18 protein-coding genes are annotated in these 18,992 nt (G+C 73.2%); 7 read left to right on the forward strand and 11 right to left on the reverse strand.

Features of this window, described 5'->3' with window-relative positions:
- Positions 1–13: 13 nt before the first annotated feature.
- From C1703_RS38220 to C1703_RS38230, 3 genes are all read left to right on the forward strand, one after another.
- Positions 14–2,422 carry a dynamin family protein gene (locus tag C1703_RS38220; RefSeq protein ID WP_157993210.1) on the forward strand — a complete coding sequence of 803 codons (2,409 nt, stop codon included), beginning with the start codon at positions 14–16 and terminating at the stop codon, positions 2,420–2,422.
- A 158-nt stretch (positions 2,423–2,580) separates the two neighbouring features.
- Positions 2,581–3,705, forward strand: coding sequence for a CHAT domain-containing protein (locus C1703_RS38225; protein ID WP_232840716.1), 1,125 nt, complete (start codon positions 2,581–2,583; stop codon positions 3,703–3,705).
- A 115-nt stretch (positions 3,706–3,820) separates the two neighbouring features.
- Positions 3,821–4,072 (forward strand): DUF5133 domain-containing protein, encoded by a 252-nt coding sequence (locus C1703_RS38230; protein ID WP_114257127.1) that lies wholly within the window; start codon positions 3,821–3,823, stop codon positions 4,070–4,072.
- 2 nt (positions 4,073–4,074) lie between these two features.
- On the opposite strand, the gene C1703_RS38235 is transcribed toward C1703_RS38230, so the two are convergent.
- Positions 4,075–5,085, reverse strand: coding sequence for a helix-turn-helix domain-containing protein (locus C1703_RS38235; RefSeq protein WP_114257809.1), 1,011 nt, complete (start codon positions 5,083–5,085; stop codon positions 4,075–4,077).
- A gap of 185 nt (positions 5,086–5,270) precedes the next feature.
- Between C1703_RS38235 and C1703_RS38240 the strand changes: the two genes are divergently transcribed.
- Entirely contained in the window at positions 5,271–5,744 is a 474-nt protein-coding gene (locus C1703_RS38240; RefSeq protein WP_114257128.1) for a hypothetical protein, read from the forward strand.
- A gap of 137 nt (positions 5,745–5,881) precedes the next feature.
- A complete protein-coding gene (locus C1703_RS38245) occupies positions 5,882–6,085 on the forward strand; it encodes a hypothetical protein (RefSeq protein ID WP_031111422.1) in 204 nt (67 codons plus the stop codon).
- A 36-nt stretch (positions 6,086–6,121) separates the two neighbouring features.
- On the opposite strand, the gene tgmB is transcribed toward C1703_RS38245, so the two are convergent.
- From tgmB to C1703_RS38260, 3 genes are all read right to left on the reverse strand, one after another.
- Positions 6,122–7,105 (reverse strand): ATP-grasp ribosomal peptide maturase, encoded by a 984-nt coding sequence (gene tgmB, locus C1703_RS38250; protein ID WP_114257129.1) that lies wholly within the window; start codon positions 7,103–7,105, stop codon positions 6,122–6,124.
- A gap of 16 nt (positions 7,106–7,121) precedes the next feature.
- A complete protein-coding gene (tgmA, locus tag C1703_RS38255; protein ID WP_031120348.1) occupies positions 7,122–7,313 on the reverse strand; it encodes a putative ATP-grasp-modified RiPP in 192 nt (63 codons plus the stop codon).
- Between the two features lie 132 nt (positions 7,314–7,445).
- Entirely contained in the window at positions 7,446–7,757 is a 312-nt protein-coding gene (locus C1703_RS38260; RefSeq protein WP_114257130.1) for a YkvA family protein, read from the reverse strand.
- A gap of 247 nt (positions 7,758–8,004) precedes the next feature.
- Between C1703_RS38260 and C1703_RS40070 the strand changes: the two genes are divergently transcribed.
- A complete protein-coding gene (locus C1703_RS40070; protein WP_232840717.1) occupies positions 8,005–9,828 on the forward strand; it encodes a hypothetical protein in 1,824 nt (607 codons plus the stop codon).
- A 109-nt stretch (positions 9,829–9,937) separates the two neighbouring features.
- Here C1703_RS40070 and C1703_RS38270 read toward each other — a convergent pair whose 3' ends face one another.
- From C1703_RS38270 to ctaD, 7 genes are all read right to left on the reverse strand, one after another.
- Positions 9,938–12,037 carry a xanthine dehydrogenase family protein molybdopterin-binding subunit gene (locus tag C1703_RS38270; RefSeq protein ID WP_114257131.1) on the reverse strand — a complete coding sequence of 700 codons (2,100 nt, stop codon included), beginning with the start codon at positions 12,035–12,037 and terminating at the stop codon, positions 9,938–9,940.
- Positions 12,034–13,038 carry a xanthine dehydrogenase family protein subunit M gene (locus C1703_RS38275; RefSeq protein WP_114257132.1) on the reverse strand — a complete coding sequence of 335 codons (1,005 nt, stop codon included), beginning with the start codon at positions 13,036–13,038 and terminating at the stop codon, positions 12,034–12,036. The genes C1703_RS38270 and C1703_RS38275 overlap by 4 nt, the downstream gene beginning before the upstream one ends.
- Positions 13,035–13,565, reverse strand: coding sequence for a 2Fe-2S iron-sulfur cluster-binding protein (locus C1703_RS38280; protein WP_114257133.1), 531 nt, complete (start codon positions 13,563–13,565; stop codon positions 13,035–13,037). Before C1703_RS38280 ends, C1703_RS38275 begins: the two co-directional genes overlap by 4 nt.
- A gap of 92 nt (positions 13,566–13,657) precedes the next feature.
- Complete coding sequence (locus C1703_RS38285; RefSeq protein WP_198678388.1) at positions 13,658–14,749, reverse strand: hypothetical protein; 1,092 nt, start codon at positions 14,747–14,749, stop codon at positions 13,658–13,660.
- Positions 14,750–14,856: 107 nt separating this feature from the next.
- Positions 14,857–15,183, reverse strand: a complete 327-nt coding sequence (locus tag C1703_RS38290; RefSeq protein WP_232840718.1) for a hypothetical protein — start codon at positions 15,181–15,183, stop codon at positions 14,857–14,859.
- A gap of 267 nt (positions 15,184–15,450) precedes the next feature.
- Positions 15,451–15,825, reverse strand: a complete 375-nt coding sequence (locus C1703_RS38295) for a hypothetical protein (protein ID WP_198678389.1) — start codon at positions 15,823–15,825, stop codon at positions 15,451–15,453.
- Entirely contained in the window at positions 15,822–17,537 is a 1,716-nt protein-coding gene (ctaD, locus tag C1703_RS38300) for a cytochrome c oxidase subunit I (protein ID WP_198678390.1), read from the reverse strand. Before ctaD ends, C1703_RS38295 begins: the two co-directional genes overlap by 4 nt.
- A 250-nt stretch (positions 17,538–17,787) precedes the next feature.
- Between ctaD and C1703_RS38305 the strand changes: the two genes are divergently transcribed.
- Positions 17,788–18,882 (forward strand): glutamate--cysteine ligase, encoded by a 1,095-nt coding sequence (locus tag C1703_RS38305; protein ID WP_114257134.1) that lies wholly within the window; start codon positions 17,788–17,790, stop codon positions 18,880–18,882.
- Positions 18,883–18,992 lie beyond the last annotated feature (110 nt).

Below are 18,992 nucleotides of genomic sequence, written 5' to 3' on the forward strand. Positions count from 1 at the left end.
GGCGGGGTGAGCCGTGGCCGACATTCCTGCGCGACTGCTGATGTCGCTGGTGAGGCGTGACGCCGGTGAGCGTGAACGGCAGGCGTGGGCCGCGCTGAGTGACTTGGTGCGCGGCTCCGTCGGACCGGGGGCTCGCGAGATGGCGGCGCTGGAAGAAGAGCCGGCCCGGGCAGCGCGTGCTCACCTGCTGAGCGCCGCCCTGTCCGCACGGGCCGCCGCGGACGCGGAGTTCGGTGCGGCTCTTCGCGCATGGGCCGAGCGGGCCGGCGAACCGGACATGCCGGCGGACCCGGTCGAGTCCCAGTCGGGCCACGTGCCCGGGGATCACCATCGCGGCCGCCTGATCGCCTTGGTGCGGCGTACCGCTGCGGCAGCCGGCGCTCTCGGCAGGGCAGACACGCACGAGCGGCTCCTCAGGCAGTCCTCCGCCCTGGCGAACGACCGCTTCCGTGTCGTGGTGGTCGGCCGGAGCCGCGTGGGCAAGAGCACCCTGATCAACTCCCTCCTGGGCGCGGAGGTGCTCCCCCAGGCCCCGCGGCGGACCACCGGGGTGACCACCGTGGTCTCCTACGGACCGGCCCCCACGGCCTATCTGTATCCGGCCCGCTCCGGCGGATACCCGCCAGCGCCCCGCACAGAGGTCACCGTCCACGACGTTGCGGCGCACCTTGCACCCGGCCGCGACAACTTGTGGCCGGAGCCGCGCTATGAGCGCGCCGAGATCCGCTGGCCCGCGGAACTGTGTCAGGAGGGACTGGTCTTCGTCGACTCACCCGGCATGGACGCCGACCACTCCTACGGGCGGCACGACACGGGCCCAGCGGTGCTCGGTGCCGATCTGCTGATCGCGGTGCTGACGGCGAGCGATCCGCTGTCCTTCACGGAGGCCCGGTTCCTCGGCGATCGCCTACGAGCACCGCGGGCCGTCCCCGCCTTCCTCGTCGTCACCAAGGAGGACCGGGTCCCCGAGCACCAGCGGTCCGCCCTGCGCGCGCACCTGCGCGAGCAGGTGACTCCGCTGATGCGCGCCGGCGACGCGCTGTTCTTCGTCCATGCTCGCGGGACACCGACGGCCGGCGGCGGACAGGACGGTACGGCGATCCCGGACACGGGCCTGGCCGAACTCGAACGGGCACTGTTACGACGGGCCGCGGCACAGCGTGTGCCCGCTCTCCTGCGGTCCGCTCGTGACCTGGGAATGACGGTGGACTCCCTGGTGGCATCCGGGCACGACGCACTGCATCTGCTGCGGAGCGACCAAGCCGTCCTCGCGGAACGGCTGTGGCACGCTCGTCGAGAGGGGACGCTTCTCATCGAACGGACCCGCGAGTCGATCGTGGTGGAGGGCGAGCGCTTCTTCAACCACGTCGCTGACGAGTGCCCGCGTTGGGCGACGGAGGCGCAGCTCACGGCGAAGGTGAGACTCCGGCTGCAGGACACTCTGCGGGCCAGGGCCGATGAACTGACCGGTCTGCTCCTGCGGCGGGCGCAGCAGGAGGTGGACCTCTGGACCGAGACGGTGCGTGGCACGGTGCGGGACGCCTTGGATCACTTGGCCGGTCTCTTCGACACGGCGCCCGTCGACCCGCTCGAGGACTTCACCTTGACGCGCTTGCTGGCGGCCACCTCGGTGACACCGACCTCCTTCTCGACGCTGGACCGCATCCTGGGCAGTGTGCCTCTCCCCGGCATGGCGCAGGTCGCCGTCTGGTTGATCTCCCTGTCCTCGTTCTCCGAACTGGAGGCGCGGCTGCGGGCCGAGACCGCCGAGAAGGTGGCCACGGCGCTGCGCAAGGGAGCGTCGCGCGACGCCGAGGAAGTGGCGGCACAGGCTGTGGAGCCCCTGCGCGAGTTCCTCCATGCCGCGGAGAACCGCAGTCGGGACGACATACGGTCATGGGCGCAGTCCGTGCGGCGACAAGAGACGGACCTGATGTCCTGCCTTGCCTCGCTGCAGGACATCGAAGCCGAGTACCGCCTGCTCGTCGAGGAGATGCGCGCCGCCGAGGAGACGGCCGCGGGTACAGGCCTCGGACCGGCCACGGGCGGGCGGCAGTCGTGGACGCCTCGTCTGACCCTGCGGACCGCGGCCCTGCGGGTCGGCGAGCCGGTCGTGGTGGACGTACGACTCGAACCGGCCGGCCCCGGCGGGGCGGCAGCGGAGGACACGCTGCCTCCCATGGTGCTGGTCTCCTCCGTAGGGTCCGCGGCTTCCCTCGAGCCACCGGCGACGGAGTACGCCGTCGAAGGCCCGCCCGCGGCGTTCACCTTCATCGCGCGTGAACCCGGCGCTCACCGTCTGCGCTTCACCGTGTACGACCGGGACCAGGGGCGCGTGCTCCAGGACTTCGAGGCGATCGTCCACGTCCCGGCGCCCCTCCTCGCGCCGGTCTCCGGCGCTGCCGGAGGGGGAAGCAGTTGACCATGTCCGAGGAGGCGACGGTTCGTGTTCTGCACAATCCGTCGCGCGACTTCACGACTCTGCCCGCGAGGCGGGGAGGGGCTGACGCGGCACCGCCCGGGGAAGCACCGCTGGACCTCATCGTGGCCCTGCGACGCAGTGGAACCGACGGGCTCCACATGACGGCCTTCAGGCCCGGCGAGCGCAGCCCACGGACTCGGATCCACCATGCGTACCTCACCGCTTCCGCCACCGCCGTCCTCAGGACGGCCGGACGGCTGCGTACGACCTGGCGCGATCTCTTCGTACGGCATCAGCTCGTGGACGGCGACGGCACCGCCGTCGCTGGATACCCGCTCGCCGACGCGGCCGATCTGACCCCGTACGCGGCGGACGCCGAACTGCTCACCACCGAGCTCGCCAGGGAGGGCCAGTACCTGCTCGACCGGCTCCTCGCCGGGGAGAACCATGAGGTGAGGGAGTTCCGCGCGCACCTGTTGGGCGTGCTCGGCGGGGAGGAAGGACTGCGCATCAGCTTCGACTCCGACCTCCATCTGCCCTGGCCGATGCTCGCCGTCGAAACGCCGGACGCCCCGCACGCGTTCTCCGGATTCCTCGGCTACCGGCACCAGGTGGAGCAGACCGGGGCGTCGTACCCGATGATCCAGGGCGAGGTGGCTCCTCGCCGGTTGCCGGCGGCGAGCCTCAACACGGATGTGGCCCTTGCCCAAGTGGGCCGGGCACCGCAGGTCCGCAAGCTGTTGGAGGAACGCGCGACCCTGACCGTGCGGACGCAGTCCGCGGCGCTGCTGAGTGCCTTGTCCGATGCCGTACTGGACGACGACATCATGTACTTCTGGTGTCACGGCCGCTTCGTCGACAACGGCTCGCAGCATCCGCACCTCGCCGTCAAGCTGTCCGACGAACGGTGCATCGACGCGGATCTGATCCTGCGGGAACGGACCAGGCACCGAGGCTCCACGGACGCGATCTTCCGTCCGTTCGTCCTCCTCAACGCCTGCCACGCCGGCCAGGCGGCCTCCTCGCCGGAACTCGAGCATCTGGGCAGAGCTCTGGTCGACATGGGCGCGTGCGGTGTGCTGGGCTCACAGATAGAGATCCCGCAGAGCTTCGCGGCGGAGTACGCCTACGCGTTCCTCGACCTCTATCTGGGCAGTGGTCTGACGGCCGGCGAGATCACCATGGCCCTCGTGCACCGCTTCGCACGGGAGTTCTCCAACCCGCTGGCGTTGACCTACACGCTGCACTGCGGAATCGACAGTCGGCTGGAGACCACACGATGATCCGTCGATCAGCGGGTGGTCATTTCTCGTCAGATCCGTCACTGCTGAGAAAAAGGTGTGAATGTTTCCGCGTGGTTCGGGCATACGCAGCGCAAACCACAGAGAGGGGCGCTACGTGCTCGTACCGGACCGGAAGGCCGTCAGAGAGCTGCTGACGCGGTATGCGTCGCTGAGGATCGCTCAAGCGGAGAGGCACACGCCGGCGACGGCACGCGAACTGGACGACGTCAGTTACACGCTGTGCGTGATGATGGGGACGTCCGACATCAGCGATGCCATCGCCAAGGCGGATGTGCTGCTGCTCACCAAGGAGCGGTCCGCTGCCGCGGACGCGGACGGGGAGAACGGTCTGACGCTGGTCGGCTGAGATCAGGAGCCCGGGCCCGGACCCGGAGCTGCCCCGGCGGTCCGGGAACGGGCCGCCGGGGCAGCGGTCTTCCCGTGGAACGCCGTGCGGTACGCGTACGGCGTGGTGCCCACCACCTTGCGGAACCGCTCCCGGAACGCCGTCGGTGACCCGAACCCGGCCTGCCGCGCGATCCGTTCGACCGAGTGGTCGGTGTTCTCCAGCAGGTACTGGGCGCGCCGCACCCGCGCCCGCAGCAGCCACTGCAACGGCGTGGTGCCGGTCTGCTCACGGAAGCGGCGGCTGAAGGTCCGCTCGCTCATCCCCGCGCGCGCCGCCAGCGCCCCGAGTGTCACCTCCTGCGCGAGGTTGTCGTCGATCCACTCCAGCAGCGGTTCGAGCGCCGAGCCCCGGGGCACGGGCGGGTGCTCGTGCACGATGAACTGGGCCTGGCCGCCCTCCCGTTCCAGCGGCATGACCGACATCCGGGCGATGCCCGCCGCGACGGCCGACCCCAGGTCCCGGCGGATCATGTGCAGGCACAGATCCAGCGCGGCGGCCGCGCCGGCCGAGGTGAGGATCTGCCCGTTGTCCACGTACAGCACGTCCGGTTCCACCTCGACCCGCGGGAACCGGCGGGCCAGGTCGCCCGCGGCGACCCAGTGCGTGGTGGCGCGCAGCCCGTCCAGCAGCCCCGCCTCCGCCAGGACGAACGCGCCCACGCACACGGACGCGATGCGGGTACCGGCCTCGGCCGCCTGCCGCAGGGCGGCCAGCACCCGGGCGGAGGGCGGCGCCGCCTCGGGCGAGCAGCCCGGCACGATGACGGTGTCGGCCTCGGCCAGGGCTTCCAGCCCCCGGTCGACGCGCAGGGTGAAACCGCCGTCCGCCCGCACCTCCGGTGTCTCGGCGCACAACCGGACCCGGTAGGCGGGCCGCCCGTCCGGCAGCCGGGTCCACGCGAACGTCTGCTGGGGCGCCGCCATGTCGAACGGCACCACGTGATCGAGAACCAGGATCGCCACGGTGTGCATGGCCGCCACCCTAGGGGCATTTCCGCCAACCCCGTGACATGGGGACCGCGGTGGCTCCCGCAGCAGAGGAGCAGGTCGGGGGAGTTGGCGGGAATCCGTGGGAAGCTGTCGTTCCAGCCCCTGGGAGATCACGTCGGGGCTTCCTAGCGTGGGCGCTGTCGATCGTCTTCACGGAAAGAGCCCCGGTGACCAAGATCCTGCTGTCCCTCCATGTCCTGGCCGCCATCGTCGCCATCGGTCCCGTGACCGTCGCGGCCAGCATGTTCCCTCCGGCGGCGCGCCGCGCGGCTCCCGCGGACGGCGACGCCCCCGGCCCGTCGGCGCTCGGCACGGTCGCGCTGTTGCACCGCATCTGCCGCGTCTACGCCGGTGTCGGACTGACGGTCCCGCTCTTCGGGTTCGCCACCGGCGCCGCCATGGGCGTCCTGGGCAGCGGATGGCTCGTCACCTCCATCGCGCTGACCGCCGCTGCCGCGGGCGTCCTGGTCGCGTTCGTCCTGCCCCGTCAGGAGGAAGTCCTCGGGCAGTTGAAGGGCGAGCAGACCATGGACCACCGGAGCACCGTGCAACTCGCCATGTTCACCGGGATCTTCAACCTGCTCTGGGCCACGGTCACCGTCCTGATGATCGTCCGGCCGGGTTCCACGACCGGAGCCTGAGATCGCCCCGTTGCGCCTGTCACGGATGTCCGGTCTGCGTCAAGTCATCCCAGGGAATTCACACTCCGGGACTCTGTGCCGCCTACACTCGCAGTCTCGCCCCCGTGGGGCCGACGAGCAGAAAGGCACGTTGACGGGTGTTCCAGGATTCCCCCATCTACGACCGACTCATCGCGGAGCGCGGCGACGTACCCGCACAGGTGCGCCGCGAGGCCGAACGTGTGAGCAGGGAACTGGAGCTGGTCATGCGGCCCTCGCAGTCCCTCGGCTACGACCGGCCGCACTCCCCGGGGGCGGGCTGGCAGCGCGCCGGCATGCTCCCCGGCCCGCGACCCCAGTGACCCGGCGCCGGGCCCGATGTGTGGCGGGCCCGGTGCTCAGCGCACCGTCGCGTTCGAGCCGTCGAGGCGCGACGGCTCCTCCGGGACCGGCCGGGCCAGCCACTCGGCGATGGTGCGGGCGATCGGCTGACCCGTCTCCACCTCGACGAACCCGAACTGCCCGGACTGGTTGCACTCCAGGAACCACCAGGTCCCGTCGGCGTCCTCCGCGAAGTCGAAGGCGCCGTACGCCAGTTCGGCCTCGCGCAGATACGCCAGGACGCCCGTCGCGACGCGCGGCGGCACGTCGGCCGGCTGCCAGGGCGCGCCGGGTGCCGCGAACCGCACGTCGACCTCGTCGGGATCCGCGTCCGCAGCGGTCGCCTTGCGGGCCGCCAGCATCCGTTCGCCCACGACGGTGAGCCGGATGTCGGCCCGCTTGGCGATCCGCCGCTGTAACAGCGTCGGTCCGAACGCGACGGCGGAGAAGTCCGTGTCCGGCGCGACCCGGGTCGTCGGCACCGCCCGTGGCGGGTCCTGCGGATGCGCGCCCGACACCGGCTTGACCACCAGATCCGGGTAGCGCTCGGCGAACTCGCGGGCCGCGCGCGGGAAGGTCGTGATCAGCGTCGCCGGCACGGGCAGGCCGCACCGCTGGGCCAGACGCAGCTGCCAGGGCTTGTGCCGGGCCCGGCCGGCCGCGTCGGGATGGTTCATCCAGCGCGCCTCCGAGCCCCGCAGCATGCCGTAGAGCGCCTGCGCGGCCTCCTCGGTCAGCCACGCGGACGGCTGCGCCGCCCGCGCGGCCGGGGTGCCGGGCCGGCGCACCCAGACCGACCGCAACCCCCCGATGCTCACCAGCCGCCCCCCGGCGGACAGATGGCCGCGGAACCGGCCGTGGACGTACTCCCCTGACAGCGCGACGCCCCCCGTGAGGTCGGCGGGGTCGACCCGGACCACCGGAACCCCGGCGCCGTTCAGGTGCACGACCACCATGTCCGCGGTCACGTCCTCCTCACAGGTGAGGATCAGTACGGTCATCTTCGGCGGCCCGCGGTCAGTCGTCGAAGTGGGTCTTGGAACCGGCGGTGGACGTCGTGGTGCCGAACTCTCTCAACACGGCGAAGTCGCAGGCGGCGACCCGGCCGTCGCGGAGCACGTTCAGCTGCAGCCCGGCGTCGTACACGTACGGAGTGGCCGCTTCCAACTCCACTGCCGGGCGCGCGTAGTTGAGCGCGAACGGTTGCATCGTCTCTCCCTCGTCGGTACTGCGCCGATCAAGCGAAGGTCCAGGGGCGCGGCCACCCGGTCCGCCGGCTCGTTTCGGCTTCCAGAGACTTATACGAATCGAACGGGTGGTTGGTTTCCTTACTTTCCGTAGTCATCGGGCCGGTTGACGGTCCGGCCGGTGTGACGTACTGCGTTCCCGCTCGCCGAGGGAGCCGCGGACAGTGCGCAGAGCGAGCAGCAGGACACCGATGTCGTCCAGGTACACGGGGTCGGGCAGCAGGTCGGCGGGCAGCACGAAATACAGGACCGCGCCCCAGAAGACCCACCGCGGGCCGGTGGGCAGCCCCGCGCGCCGCAGATCGCGCCGGGTCCGCACCAGCCGCACGAGGACGCCGACGGCGAAGGCGAGGACGAGGGCCGCGAGACCCGTGAGCAGAATGATCACCGTTGTGGTCGTATCCACGGGCTGCCCTCCTCCTGGCGTGCCGCGACACGGGGTGTCCCTTCCTGGATTCCCGTTTCCGGCGGCTGTATTGCGCCCGGGGCCCGACATGTCGGCGCGTCGGCGGATTTTCCCGTGCGGGCGGTCATCCCGGTGGCTCACCCGAGTGGCACGGTGTGACGGGGGCGCCTAGTAATGGTCACCGTAACGTCGCTCGTCACACGACGGGGGGCGCAGGAGCGGCCGCACTCTTCCCATGGAGGCGAGTATGACCACCTGCTCTTCATCACCCCGCTCGAACGAACCTGCCATACCCCACGAGCCGAACGGGTCCGCCCAGCCGTCCGCCGAGACCACCGTCGCCACCGGCACGTACCAGGTGGAGCAGACGAGCACGCAGCCCGCCGCGCCGGGCCCCGACGGCCCGCACCGGCCGACCGAGCCGCCCGCGGTCCCTGGCCCGGACCACGCGGACCTGTCCTACGCCGCGCCCGCCGCTCCGGGCCCGGACCAGGCGGACCGGCCGGCGACGCCGCCCGCTGTCCCCGGCCTCGACCCGGCGGATCAGGCACCGGCGCGGCCCGTTTCCCCCGGCCCGGACGAGGCGTCCGCGCGGCCCTTTGCCCCCGCCTCGGACCAGCCTGCCGAGCGGCCCGTCGCCGCGTCGGGTTCCGGCCAGGCGGACTTGGCGGCAGAGCGGCCCGTCGCCGCGCCGGGCTCCGGCCCGGTGGACTCGACGGCCGAGCGGTCCTCCGCCCCCGGCCCCGCTCACCTCGACCACGCGACCGCGCATCCCGCCCCCGGCGACCCGACGGTGACGGACGGACAGTCGGGCGCCCCCGTCCTGGACCGGAGCGGCCTGGCGGACGCTCACCCCGGCGCCTCAACCCCGGACGGGACCGAAGCGGTGGACGCGCGGCCCGGTGCTGTCGCTCCGGACCGGACGCCCCAGGCGTCCCCCGAGCCCGCGCAGCCGCCCGCGCCCGGCCAGGACCAGACCGACCCATCCACTGCGCGGCCGTTCGTCATCCGCTCGCTGGACGACAATCCGGTGGAGCTCCGGCCCGGCACCGGGCCGGGCACCGGCGGCGTGCCGTACGGCGACGCGGTCAGCGACCTGGTGCACGCCGCCGTGGCGGACCGGCCACTGGAGGAAGTCGTCGACCTCATCACCTCGCTGGAGGAGTCGCCCGACCACACCCAGGCCAAGGTCGACGCGCTGCGCACCGCCGGGGTGACCCGGCCCGTGGAGGACGTCTCCCGGCTGATCGCCCTGCTGACCAAGCCTCCGCGCGACGCCGACTGCGCGGACGAGGCGATCCGGGCCGCGGCCGCCCACCGTCCGGTGGAGGAGGTGACCCGGCTGGTCACCCTGCTGCACAAGGAGCCGCAGGAGCCCCACGTCCGCGAGGAGGCACTGCGGGCGGCCGCCACCGGCCGGTCCGTCGGGGAACTGGTCGAGCTGATCGACCGCCTCGGCCTGGAGCGCCTGGACCGCGAGCGCCGCCCGCCGAACGGGACGTCGCACCCCGGCGGCGGAGCCGCCGAGCCCGGGGCGCCCGTCCGGCCGGGCAAGCGCCGCGCGGCACGCAAGGCCGCGGCCGGCGAGACCCACCGGACCCTCGACGCCCCGCCCCCGGACCGCGACCGCGCCCAGGAGCGCTTCGCCCGCTCCGTGTCCTGGTCGGGCTGGCTCGCCGCCCTGGCACTCGCCGTGTGCGCGGTGGCCCACTTCCCGCTCCAGCGCGGCGACGCCTCCCTGCGCCTGCACGCGTTCGCCCTCGGCCTGTCGGTGCTGTGCACGGTGCTGGCGCTGCTGCTGGCCCTGCGCCCCGTCGCCGTGGTGCTGGCCGGGGCGGTGCTGGTGCCCACGGTGCTGGCCGGGGCCCAGGCGTACGGGAGTTCCTACCCGGCGGCGTCCCTGTCCCGGGCCGTGGACCTCGCCCTCGCCCCGCCCTGGCTCGCCGCCGCGATCGCCGTCTGCGCGGCACTGCTGGCCCTCGTCGCGCTGGTCTTCCGCGTCCTGGCGCCCATCGCGAGCCGGCAGTGGGCGCCCGCGCCGGCGCCCGAGCCGGGCCCCGTGGCGGAGTGACGCCCGGGCACCGCGGCGGGTCCGGACCGGCAAAGTCGCCCCGTCACCGAGCCGGACCGGATCCGCTCACCCGTGGATCCGGTCCCGCCCGCGTGTCCGTACCTGCGAGCTACGCCCGCGAGCCGGGCATCCCGGCCAGCAACCGGTCCGGCGTGAGCGGGAGTTCACGGAAGCGGACGCCGGTGGCGTGATGGACCGCGTTGCCGATCGCCGCGGCCGTCCCGACGATGCCGATCTCCCCGATCCCCTTGCCACCCAGAGGGTTCAGCCACGGATCGTCCTCGTCGAGCCAGTGCGCCTCGATCTCGCCGACGTCGGCGTGCACGGGCACGTGGTACGAGGCCAGGTCCGACTCGGTGAAGTCACCGAACGCCGCGTCCACCGTGCTGCCCTCGGTCAGCGCCATGCCCAGGCCCATCACCATGCCGCCGACGAACTGGGAACGCGCCGTACGGGCGTTGAGGATGCGCCCGGCCGCGTACACGCCGAGCAGCCGGCCGACGCGCACCTCGCCGGAGACCGTGTCCACGGCGACCTCGGCGAAGTGCGCCCCGAAGGCGTGCCGCGCCCGGTCGCTCTCGGCGTCCGCCGTGCCGGAGGTGTCGGCGCGGGCCTCGATGCCCGGCCCGGGCAGCGGCCCGGTGTGCCCGGCCAGCCGCCGGGCCAGCCGGGCGCAGGCCTCGTGGACCGCCCAGCCCCAGGAGGCGGTGCCGGACGAACCGCCGGCCAGCGGCGCCGCGGGCAGCTCACTGCTGCCGATCTCGATGCGCACCCGCTCCAGCGGCACCCCGAGGGCGTCGGCGCCCACCTGCGCGAGCACGGTCCGGGCCCCCGTACCGATGTCGGTGGCGTTGACCCGCACCAGGTACGTCCCGTCGGGCAGGGCACGGGCCGCGGCCGTGGAGGGCCCCACCATGACGGGGTACGTCGCCGCCGCCACACCCGTGCCCAGCAGCAGGGGCCCTTCCCGGCGGACGCCCGGGCGGGGATCGCGCCCATCCCAGCCGAAGCGCCGGGCGCCCTCCCGCAGGCACTCGACCAGGTGCCTGCTGCTGAACGGCCTGCCGCTGTCGGGTTCGACGTCCGGCTCGTTGCGGACGCGCAGCTCGACCGGGTCCATGCCGAGTCCGGTGGCCAGCTCGTCCATGGCCGACTCCAGCGCGTACATGCCCGGAGCCTCGCCCGGCGCCCGCATCCACGACGGCGACGGCACGTCCAGCGCGGCGACCCGGTGCGCCGTACGGCGGTGGGGCGCGGCGTACATCACCCGCGCGGGGACCGCCGCGTGCTCCACGAACTCCTTGACGCGGGAGGTGTGCGTGGCGACCTCGTGCGTCAGCGAGACGAGACGGCCGTCCGCGTCGGCCCCCAGGCGCAGCCGGTGCAGCGTCGGGGCGCGGTGCCCGACGACGGCGGGCAGGTACCGGCGGGGGAGTGCCACGGTGACGGGCCGCCCGGTCTGCCGGGCCGCCATCGCGGCGAGCACGACGTCGGGCCGTGGTGTCCCCTTGGAGCCGAAGCCGCCGCCGACGTGCTCGGCGGTGACGACGATCCGCTCCTCGGGCAGCCCGAACAGCCCCGCGAGCGCGGCCCGTACGGCATTCGTGCCCTGGCTGGAGGTGTGCACCGTGAGCCGGCCGTCCTCCCAGCGGGCGGTGCTGGCGTGCGGCTCCATGGGGTGGTTGTGCAGCGGCGGCACCCGGTACGCCACGTCGACCCGGGCGGCCGAGGAGTCGAACGCCCCGTCGGGATCGCCGTGTTCGCGCAGGCCCGGCTCACCGGTGTTGGCCTCCTCGGGCACGTACAGGCCCGGGTGCGAGGCGGTGAGGACCACGTCGTGCTCCTCGGCGTCGTACTCGACGCGGACGGCTGCGGCACCGGCCCGGGCCGCCTCCAGGGTCTCGGCCACGACCAGGGCCACGAACCAGCCCCGGTGCGGAACCCGCGGGTCCTGGAGCACGGCGAGCGTGGCGTCGTCCGGCTCCCCGAGCCGCGGCGCGTTCTCGTGGGTGAGGACGGCGAGCACCCCCGGCACGGCCAGGGCGGCCGCCGTGTCGACGCCGGTCACCCGCCCCCGGGCGACGGCCGCCGGCACGGGCCAGGCCTGGGCCCGGCCGGGGACGTGGTACTCGGCGGCGTAGCGGGCGGTGCCGCCGACCTTCTCCCGTCCCTCCCGGCGTTCGGCGGGAGCGCCCACGCTGCCGGTCATGAGGCCCTCCTCGACAGCGCGGTGTCCGTGAGCCGGGACAGCACGTCCACGGCGAGATTCCGGGCGAGCGGCACCTTGTAGGCGTTGTCCCGCAGTGGCCGCGCGGCGGCGAGTTCGAGGTCGACGGCGTGCTCGAACGCGGCGCGGGTGGGGGCCGCGCCCAGCAGCGCCTCCTCCGCCCGCCGGGCCCGCCACGGCCGGTGCGCCAGCGCCCCGAAGGCGATCCCCGCATGGCCGATCACACCGTCCGCCAGCCGCAGCACGACCGCGACGGAGGCGAGCGCGAAGGCGTACGAGGCCCGGTCGCGTGCCTTGCGGTACGCCGACGGCAGCCCTGCCGCGGCGGCCGGCAGCACCACGCCGGTGACCAGTTCGCCGGGCCGGATCTCGGTGTCCCGCTCGGGCCGGTCGCCGGGCAGCCGGTGGAAGTCCGCCGCCGCGACACGCCGAGCGCCCTCGGGGCCGTGCAGCTCGACTCGCCCGTCCAGGGCGGCCAGCGCCACCGCCATGTCCGAGGGGTGGGTGGCGATGCAGTGCGCGGAGTGCCCCAGCACCGCGTGGTCGCGGTGGACGCCGTCCCGCGCGCCGCAGCCGCTGCCCGGCTCGCGCTTGTTGCACGGCTTGGACAGGTCCTGGAAGTACGGGCACCGGGTGCGCTGGAGCAGGTTGCCGCCGGTCGTCGCCGCGTTGCGCAACTGCCCGGAGGCACCCGCGAGCACCGCCTGCGACAGCGCCGGGTACCGGTCGCGCACCAGGGGGTGGGCCGCGAGGTCGCTGTTGCGGACCGTCGCCCCGATCCGCAGCCCGCCGTCGGGCAGTTCCTCCACCGTGTCCAGCGGCAGCCGGGTGACGTCGACGAGCGCGGTGGGCGTCTCGACGCCGAGTTTCATCAGGTCGACGAGGTTGGTGCCGCCGCCGAGGTAGCGGGCGCCGGCGTGGGAGGCGTACGCGGAGGTCGCCTCCTCGACGCTCCCGGCGCGGACGTAGGCGAACTCCTTCACGGGATCACGTCCTCCACCGCCTCGGCGATCCGCGGATACGCGCCGCACCGGCACAGGTTGCCGCTCAGCCGCTCCCGGATCTCGTCCCGGTCCAGCGGCACCGGCTCACCCGAGGGCGCTCCGGGAGCGGTGACGTGCGAGGGGTGGCCGGCCGCCGCCTCGGCGAGCACGCCGACCGCGGAGCAGATCTGGCCCGGGGTGCAGTAGCCGCACTGGAAGGCGTCGCGCTCCAGGAAGGCGCGTTGCAGCGGGTGCGGTTCCTCCCCGTCGCCGGAGAGGCCCTCGACGGTGGTGACCTCGCAGCCGTCCAGGGCGACGGCGAACAGCAGACAGCTGTTCACGCGCCGCCCGTCCACCAGGACCGTGCAGGCACCGCACTGGCCGTGGTCGCAGCCCTTCTTGGCGCCCGTGAGACCGAGGTCCTCCCGCAGGAGGTCCAGCAGGACCCGTCGGTGATCGACCGTGAGCGTGTGGGGTTTGCCGTTGACGCGGAGCGTCGTCGCCGAGTGGTGCTGGTCGTTGCCCATGGCGTCGGGGACCTTTCCGGGCGGGCCGTACTGCCGTACGGAACGCGTATCCAGGAGCCCCCGACTGACACGTGCGCCCCACCAGGAAGGCGCTACGGCTCCGACTTCACCTTCTTGAAGCGTTCGAGGGTCCGGGTGAGCTGCTGGAGCGGGGACGCGGCGGGCGGACCCGACGGCTCCTGCCGGACCGGAGCGGCCCCGGCGGACTCCTGGTAGGCGGCCAGGGCCTCGTGGGCGCGTTCGGCCGCCTCCCGGTACAGGTCACGCGACTTCGTCATGGCCTCCAGCGCCTCGGCGTACATGGCCACCAGACCGCGCTGGCGCTCCAGCTCCTCCTGGAGCGTCAGCAGGTGCCAGTCCTCCCGCAGCGCGGTGAGGGCGTCCTCGGCGCCGTCGGGCAGGGGTCTCGGGAGCGCCGCGAACCGCGTCACGGCGTCGACGAGGTCGGCCGGCTCCGAGCCGTCGAGGAAGACCGCCCGCACGGAGAAGTCCTGGGCGTCATAGCCCTCGGGGGCGGGCGTGCCGGGCAGCACCACGGCACCGCCGCGCGGCACCTCGACACCGAGGTCGCGCAGGGCCCAGTTGAGGCCCCGGTGCTGCTGGGGCGCGGCGCGGTGCTCCACCACACGGTGCCGCAGGCCCGGCGGAAGCCACCGCGCGAGCGGCACCCGGCCGCGCTCGTCGGTGGTCATCGCCTCGTGGACGACCACGTGGATGTGCCAGCCGCCGCGCACCGCGTTCCGCAGCAGGCGACGGGTGTCCTTGTCGTCCTGGGGGAGCGGGTTGATCTCCCGCAGGGACAGCTGCGTGGCGGCGTCCCGCACCCAGGCGGTGTCCGGCTCCTCCGGCCAGAACAGGCCCGCGGGGGACGGCCACTCCTCCCGCCAGGGCTGCTCGGCCTCCGCGACCAGCAGCCACTCCTGCCCGTCGCCCGGGCCGGGCGCCAGGCTCAGCCGGGCGCGCACGGTCACCGCGTCGTCCACCCGCCAGCGGGCCTCGAAGACCCGCTCCGCGGGGGCGGCCTCGTCGGCGGGCAGCTCCACGAAGTCGTCGATGTCCTGGCTGTCCTTGCGCTGCTGCAACGAGCGCCGGAGAGCGTCTTCCGCGGCGCCCCCGGTACGGCGGCCGCGGGCCAGCCACACCGTGGCGGGGGTCAAGGGGCGGACGGTGGGGGAGGTCGGCATGGGTCCATCTGTGAGCGGGGGTACGTGTGCCTGCCAGTATCGTCGCCGCAGGCCGGCGGGGATCACCCGGGGTCGCGTCCGGGTCGGGGCTCCCGTCCCGTACGTACCTACGAGCGGTCACCTCCCCGGTCGGGACGCGGCTCACGGCCCGGGACGACGTCGGTCACGCCCGACTCCTCGGCGGTGTCCTCGCCGCCGGGACGGGGTGTGCTCCGGCCGCCGGCCTGACCGCCGCCGGTGGTGCCGTAGCCGCCCGGCACGCCGGGGACGCTGTCCGCGTCGGCCTCGTCGCGGCTGATGTGGCGGGTGGCGCGCACGCCTGCGCGCCGCTCCGGGTGCGGATAGCTGAAGGGACGGGCGGCGGCCCGCTCCTCCTCGGTGCTCTCCGGCCGGCTCCCGCGGTCGTTCGGTTCCGTGGTGTTGTCGTCGCTCATGGGGCACCGCGTACCCGTGCCGAGCTGTGCCATGTGAGGAAGCGGGCAGCGCCTTGCGGCCCCGGTCGGCGCCCGGGGGCAGGGGCGGGGGTGCGGGGAGTGCGCCCTGCGCGCGGGGTGTGCGCGCCGCGCGCAGACACATGGATCTCACTCGTGGCCCGGCCCGCAGGGGTTCCTGACAATGGTGCGCACGAGCAGGGCCCGCCCACCATCCGCATCGGGGCGGGTCCTGCTCGCTCGCCGTGAGGCCCTGGGCCGGCTCGGCCTTCAGCGGATCGGCAGACCCGCCAGCGCGCCCACCCCGGCGGCGCAGGCGAGGACGGCACAGGCACCGGCCGCGTGGCGTCTGAGCAGGGCGTGCCGCAGGGCGGCGTAGCGGCTCTCGTACTCGTCCCGCAGCTGCTCGGCCCGCCGGACCGTGCCGAGCAGCAGCTGACGGGTGACGTCGAGGCGCTTGCGGACGTAGTGCCCGGCGACCTCCTCGGCCTGGGCGGTGGTCAGCCAGGGCATCCGGGCGCACAGGTCCTCGGCCTCGCGCCGCGCCTGGTCGTGGTGGGCCTGGGCGAGGAGGTAGCCCTCCACCTCGTCGGCCAGGACGTGAGGCGGCCCGCCGGCCGGGGCCTCGTGTCTGCCGCGTCTCACGGCCGTTCGCCCTTGTGCCCGCCGGCGTCGAGCACATCGCGCCGCCCGCCGGTGTTCTCCGCCTCGTCGAGGCCGGCCAGGTCCGGGTGGCGCAGGTCGAAGGCCGGTGACTCGGAGCGGATCTTGGGCAGCGTGAGGAAGTTGTGGCGGGGCGGCGGGCAGGAGGTCGCCCACTCCAGCGAGCGCCCGTAGCCCCACGGGTCGTCGACCTCGACCTTCTCGCCCTTCTGGGCCGTCTTCCACACGTTGTAGAGGAACGGCAGCGTCGACAGGCCGAGCAGGAAGGCGCCGATGCTGGAGACGGTGTTGAGGGCGGTGAAGCCGTCGGCGGCCAGGTAGTCGGCGTAGCGGCGCGGCATGCCCTCGGCGCCCAGCCAGTGCTGCACCAGGAACGTGGTGTGGAAACCGGTGAAGAGCGTCCAGAAGTGGATCTTCTCCAGGCGTTCGTCGAGGACGGTGCCGGTCATCTTCGGCCACCAGAAGCTGAACCCGCCGAACATCGCGAACACGATCGTGCCGAAGAGCACGTAGTGGAAGTGGGCGACCACGAAGTAGCTGTCGGTGACGTGCCAGTCCAGTGGCGGGGAGCCCAGGATGACACCGGTCAGACCGCCGAAGAGGAAGGTGACGAGGAAGCCGGCCGCCCACAGCATGGGCGGTTCGAACGAGAGCGAGCCCTTCCACATCGTGCCGATCCAGTTGAAGAACTTCACGCCCGTCGGCACGGCGATCAGATACGTCATGAAGGAGAAGAACGGCAGCAGCACCGCGCCGGTCGCGAACATGTGGTGCGCCCACACCGTCACCGACAGGCCGGCGATCGCGATCGTGGCGCCGATCAGACCGGTGTAACCGAAGATCGGCTTGCGGGCGAAGACCGGGATGATCTCGCTGATCACGCCGAAGAACGGCAGCGCCAGGATGTAGACCTCGGGATGGCCGAAGAACCAGAACAGGTGCTGCCACAGGATTGCGCCGCCGTTCTCGGCGTTGAACACCTGCGCGCCGAACCGCCGGTCCGCCTCCAGCACCAGCAGCGCGGCCGCCAGGACCGGGAAGGCCAGCAGCACCAGCACCGAGGTGAGCAGCACGTTCCAGGTGAAGATAGGCATCCGGAACATGGTCATGCCCGGGGCGCGCATGCAGATGATCGTGGTGATGAAGTTGACCGAGCCGAGGATCGTGCCGAAGCCGGACAGCGCCAGCCCCATGATCCACAGGTCCCCGCCGACGTGGGTGGTGCGCTCGCCGCCGCTGAGCGGGGTGTACGCGGTCCAGCCGAAGTCGGCGGCGCCCTGCGGGGTGAGGAAACTGCCGAGCACGATCAGGCCGCCGAAGAGGAACAGCCAGTACGACAGCATGTTCAGCCGGGGGAACGCCACGTCGGGCGAGCCGATCTGCAGGGGCATGACGGCGTTGGCGAAGCCGGCGAAGGTGGGCGTCGCGAACAGCAGCAGCATGATCGTGCCGTGCATGGTGAACGCCTGGTTGTACTGCTCGCTGGAGAGGATCTGCAGCCCCGGCCGTGCCAGCTCCGCCCGGATGGCCATCGCCAGTGCCCCGGCGATCAGGAAGAACAGGAACGACGTGATCAGGTACAGGTGCCCGATCTTCTTGTGATCGGTGGTCGTCACCCAGGTGACGATCACCTTTCCCCTGCCGCGGCGCTCGCCCGCGGGTACCGGCGCGACGGGCTCGGTATAGGTCGCCATCAGTTCCTCGATCGGCAGCAACGGTTGTGTGGACGTGTGGGCGGAGCGGTGTCCGGCTCGCAGGAAACTAGCCCTGCCGGTCCGTTCCCCTCGCGTGTCCTCGCCAGGCGCTAGGCCGAACGGCCGAATGATCCATTCGTCCGGGTGGCCGAGCACCCGTTTCACGTGATGTGTCATGGTTTGTCGTGAAGCAACCGCGGCACTCGGATGGCGGTCCGGCCCGGCAGCCGGGCGGAACAGAGGGTGGTCGATGACGACGATCGGCGTGGAAGAGGAGTACCTGCTGCTCGACCCGGTGACGGGCCTGCCGGTGCCCCACGCGGACAAGGTGCGTGCCGCGGCGGGCGTGGGCCGTCTCGTGGCCGACCAGGAGGTGCAGTACGAGCTGCTGCAGGCGCAGGTCGAGGTGGCCACGCCGGTGTGCGACACCCTGGAGGAGGTCGGAGGGCATCTGCTGCGGCTGCGGCACGCCGTCTCGGTGGCCGCCGAGGAGCACGGCTGCAGGATCGCCGCCTGCGGGACACCGCCCGTGCGTCACGGCCGCCCGGTGGCCGTCACCGACCAGGCCCGTTACCGGGCGATGGTCACGCAGGCGCCGCAGCTGGTGGCGGAGCAGCTGGTCAACGGCACGCACATCCACGTCGCCGTGCCCGACCGCGAGGCGGGTGTGCAGGTCCTGAACCGGATCCGGCCCTGGCTGCCCACCCTGACGGCCATGGCGGCGAACTCCCCGCTGTGGGACGGCCACGACACCGGCTTCGCCAGCTGGCGCACGGTGATCTTCAGCCGCTGGCCCGTCAGCGGCATGCCCCCGGCCTTCCGGGACGCCGCGGACTACGACCGGCGCGTGGAGCGGCTGGCGGAGGCCGGGTTGATCTCCGACACCGGCCAGCTCTACTGGCAGGCCCGCCTGTCGTCGCGCTACCCCACCGTCGAGGTGCGGTGCCTGGACGTCCAGCTGCACGCGGACGAGGCGGTCATGCTCGCCGCGATCACCCGGGGCCTGGTGGAGACCGCCCTGGCGGAGACGGCCGCCGGCGCGCCCGTGCCCGACTGCGCCCCGGAAATGCTCCAGGCCGCCATGTGGCACGCCGCCCGCCACGGCCTCGACGACACCCTGGTCGATCCGGGCGGCACCCCGCACCGCGCCGGCGACATGCTCTACGAGTTCCTGCGCCACGTCGCTCCCGCGCTCGACGCGTCCGGTGACACCCGGCAGGTCACGTCCCTGATCCACCGGCTCCTGCAGGACGGCACCGGAGCGGACCGGCAGCGCGCCGCCCTCACGCGGGGCGGCCTCCCGGCGGTCACCGACCTGATCAGCGCCCGGGGCACGATGCCGTGACGGACCACCCGGCCGGCTTGCGCGGCCCGGCGCTCCTGCCGGCCGGAGGCCGCCGGGGGCAGCCGTCCGGTGCGACGAACGGAGGTGGGCGGTGAGCCCGCGGGGCGAGG

The organism is Streptomyces sp. Go-475 (assembly GCF_003330845.1).
Classification (GTDB): domain Bacteria; phylum Actinomycetota; class Actinomycetes; order Streptomycetales; family Streptomycetaceae; genus Streptomyces.

Coding starts and splice junctions, on each gene's coding strand:
- C1703_RS38235 (WP_114257809.1), bottom strand. CDS start 5,085: ATGCACACCGTGGCGATCCTGGTTCTCGATCACGTGGTGCCGTTCGAC.
- tgmA (WP_031120348.1), bottom strand. CDS start 7,313: ATGCAACCGTTCGCGCTCAACTACGCGCGCCCGGCAGTGGAGTTGGAA.
- C1703_RS38290 (WP_232840718.1), bottom strand. CDS start 15,183: ATGAGCGACGACAACACCACGGAACCGAACGACCGCGGGAGCCGGCCG.
- tgmB (WP_114257129.1), bottom strand. CDS start 7,105: ATGACCGTACTGATCCTCACCTGTGAGGAGGACGTGACCGCGGACATG.
- ctaD (WP_198678390.1), bottom strand. CDS start 17,537: ATGGCGACCTATACCGAGCCCGTCGCGCCGGTACCCGCGGGCGAGCGC.
- C1703_RS38305 (WP_114257134.1), top strand. CDS start 17,788: ATGACGACGATCGGCGTGGAAGAGGAGTACCTGCTGCTCGACCCGGTG.
- C1703_RS38285 (WP_198678388.1), bottom strand. CDS start 14,749: ATGCCGACCTCCCCCACCGTCCGCCCCTTGACCCCCGCCACGGTGTGG.
- C1703_RS40070 (WP_232840717.1), top strand. CDS start 8,005: ATGACCACCTGCTCTTCATCACCCCGCTCGAACGAACCTGCCATACCC.
- C1703_RS38225 (WP_232840716.1), top strand. CDS start 2,581: ATGACGGCCTTCAGGCCCGGCGAGCGCAGCCCACGGACTCGGATCCAC.
- C1703_RS38280 (WP_114257133.1), bottom strand. CDS start 13,565: ATGGGCAACGACCAGCACCACTCGGCGACGACGCTCCGCGTCAACGGC.
- C1703_RS38270 (WP_114257131.1), bottom strand. CDS start 12,037: ATGACCGGCAGCGTGGGCGCTCCCGCCGAACGCCGGGAGGGACGGGAG.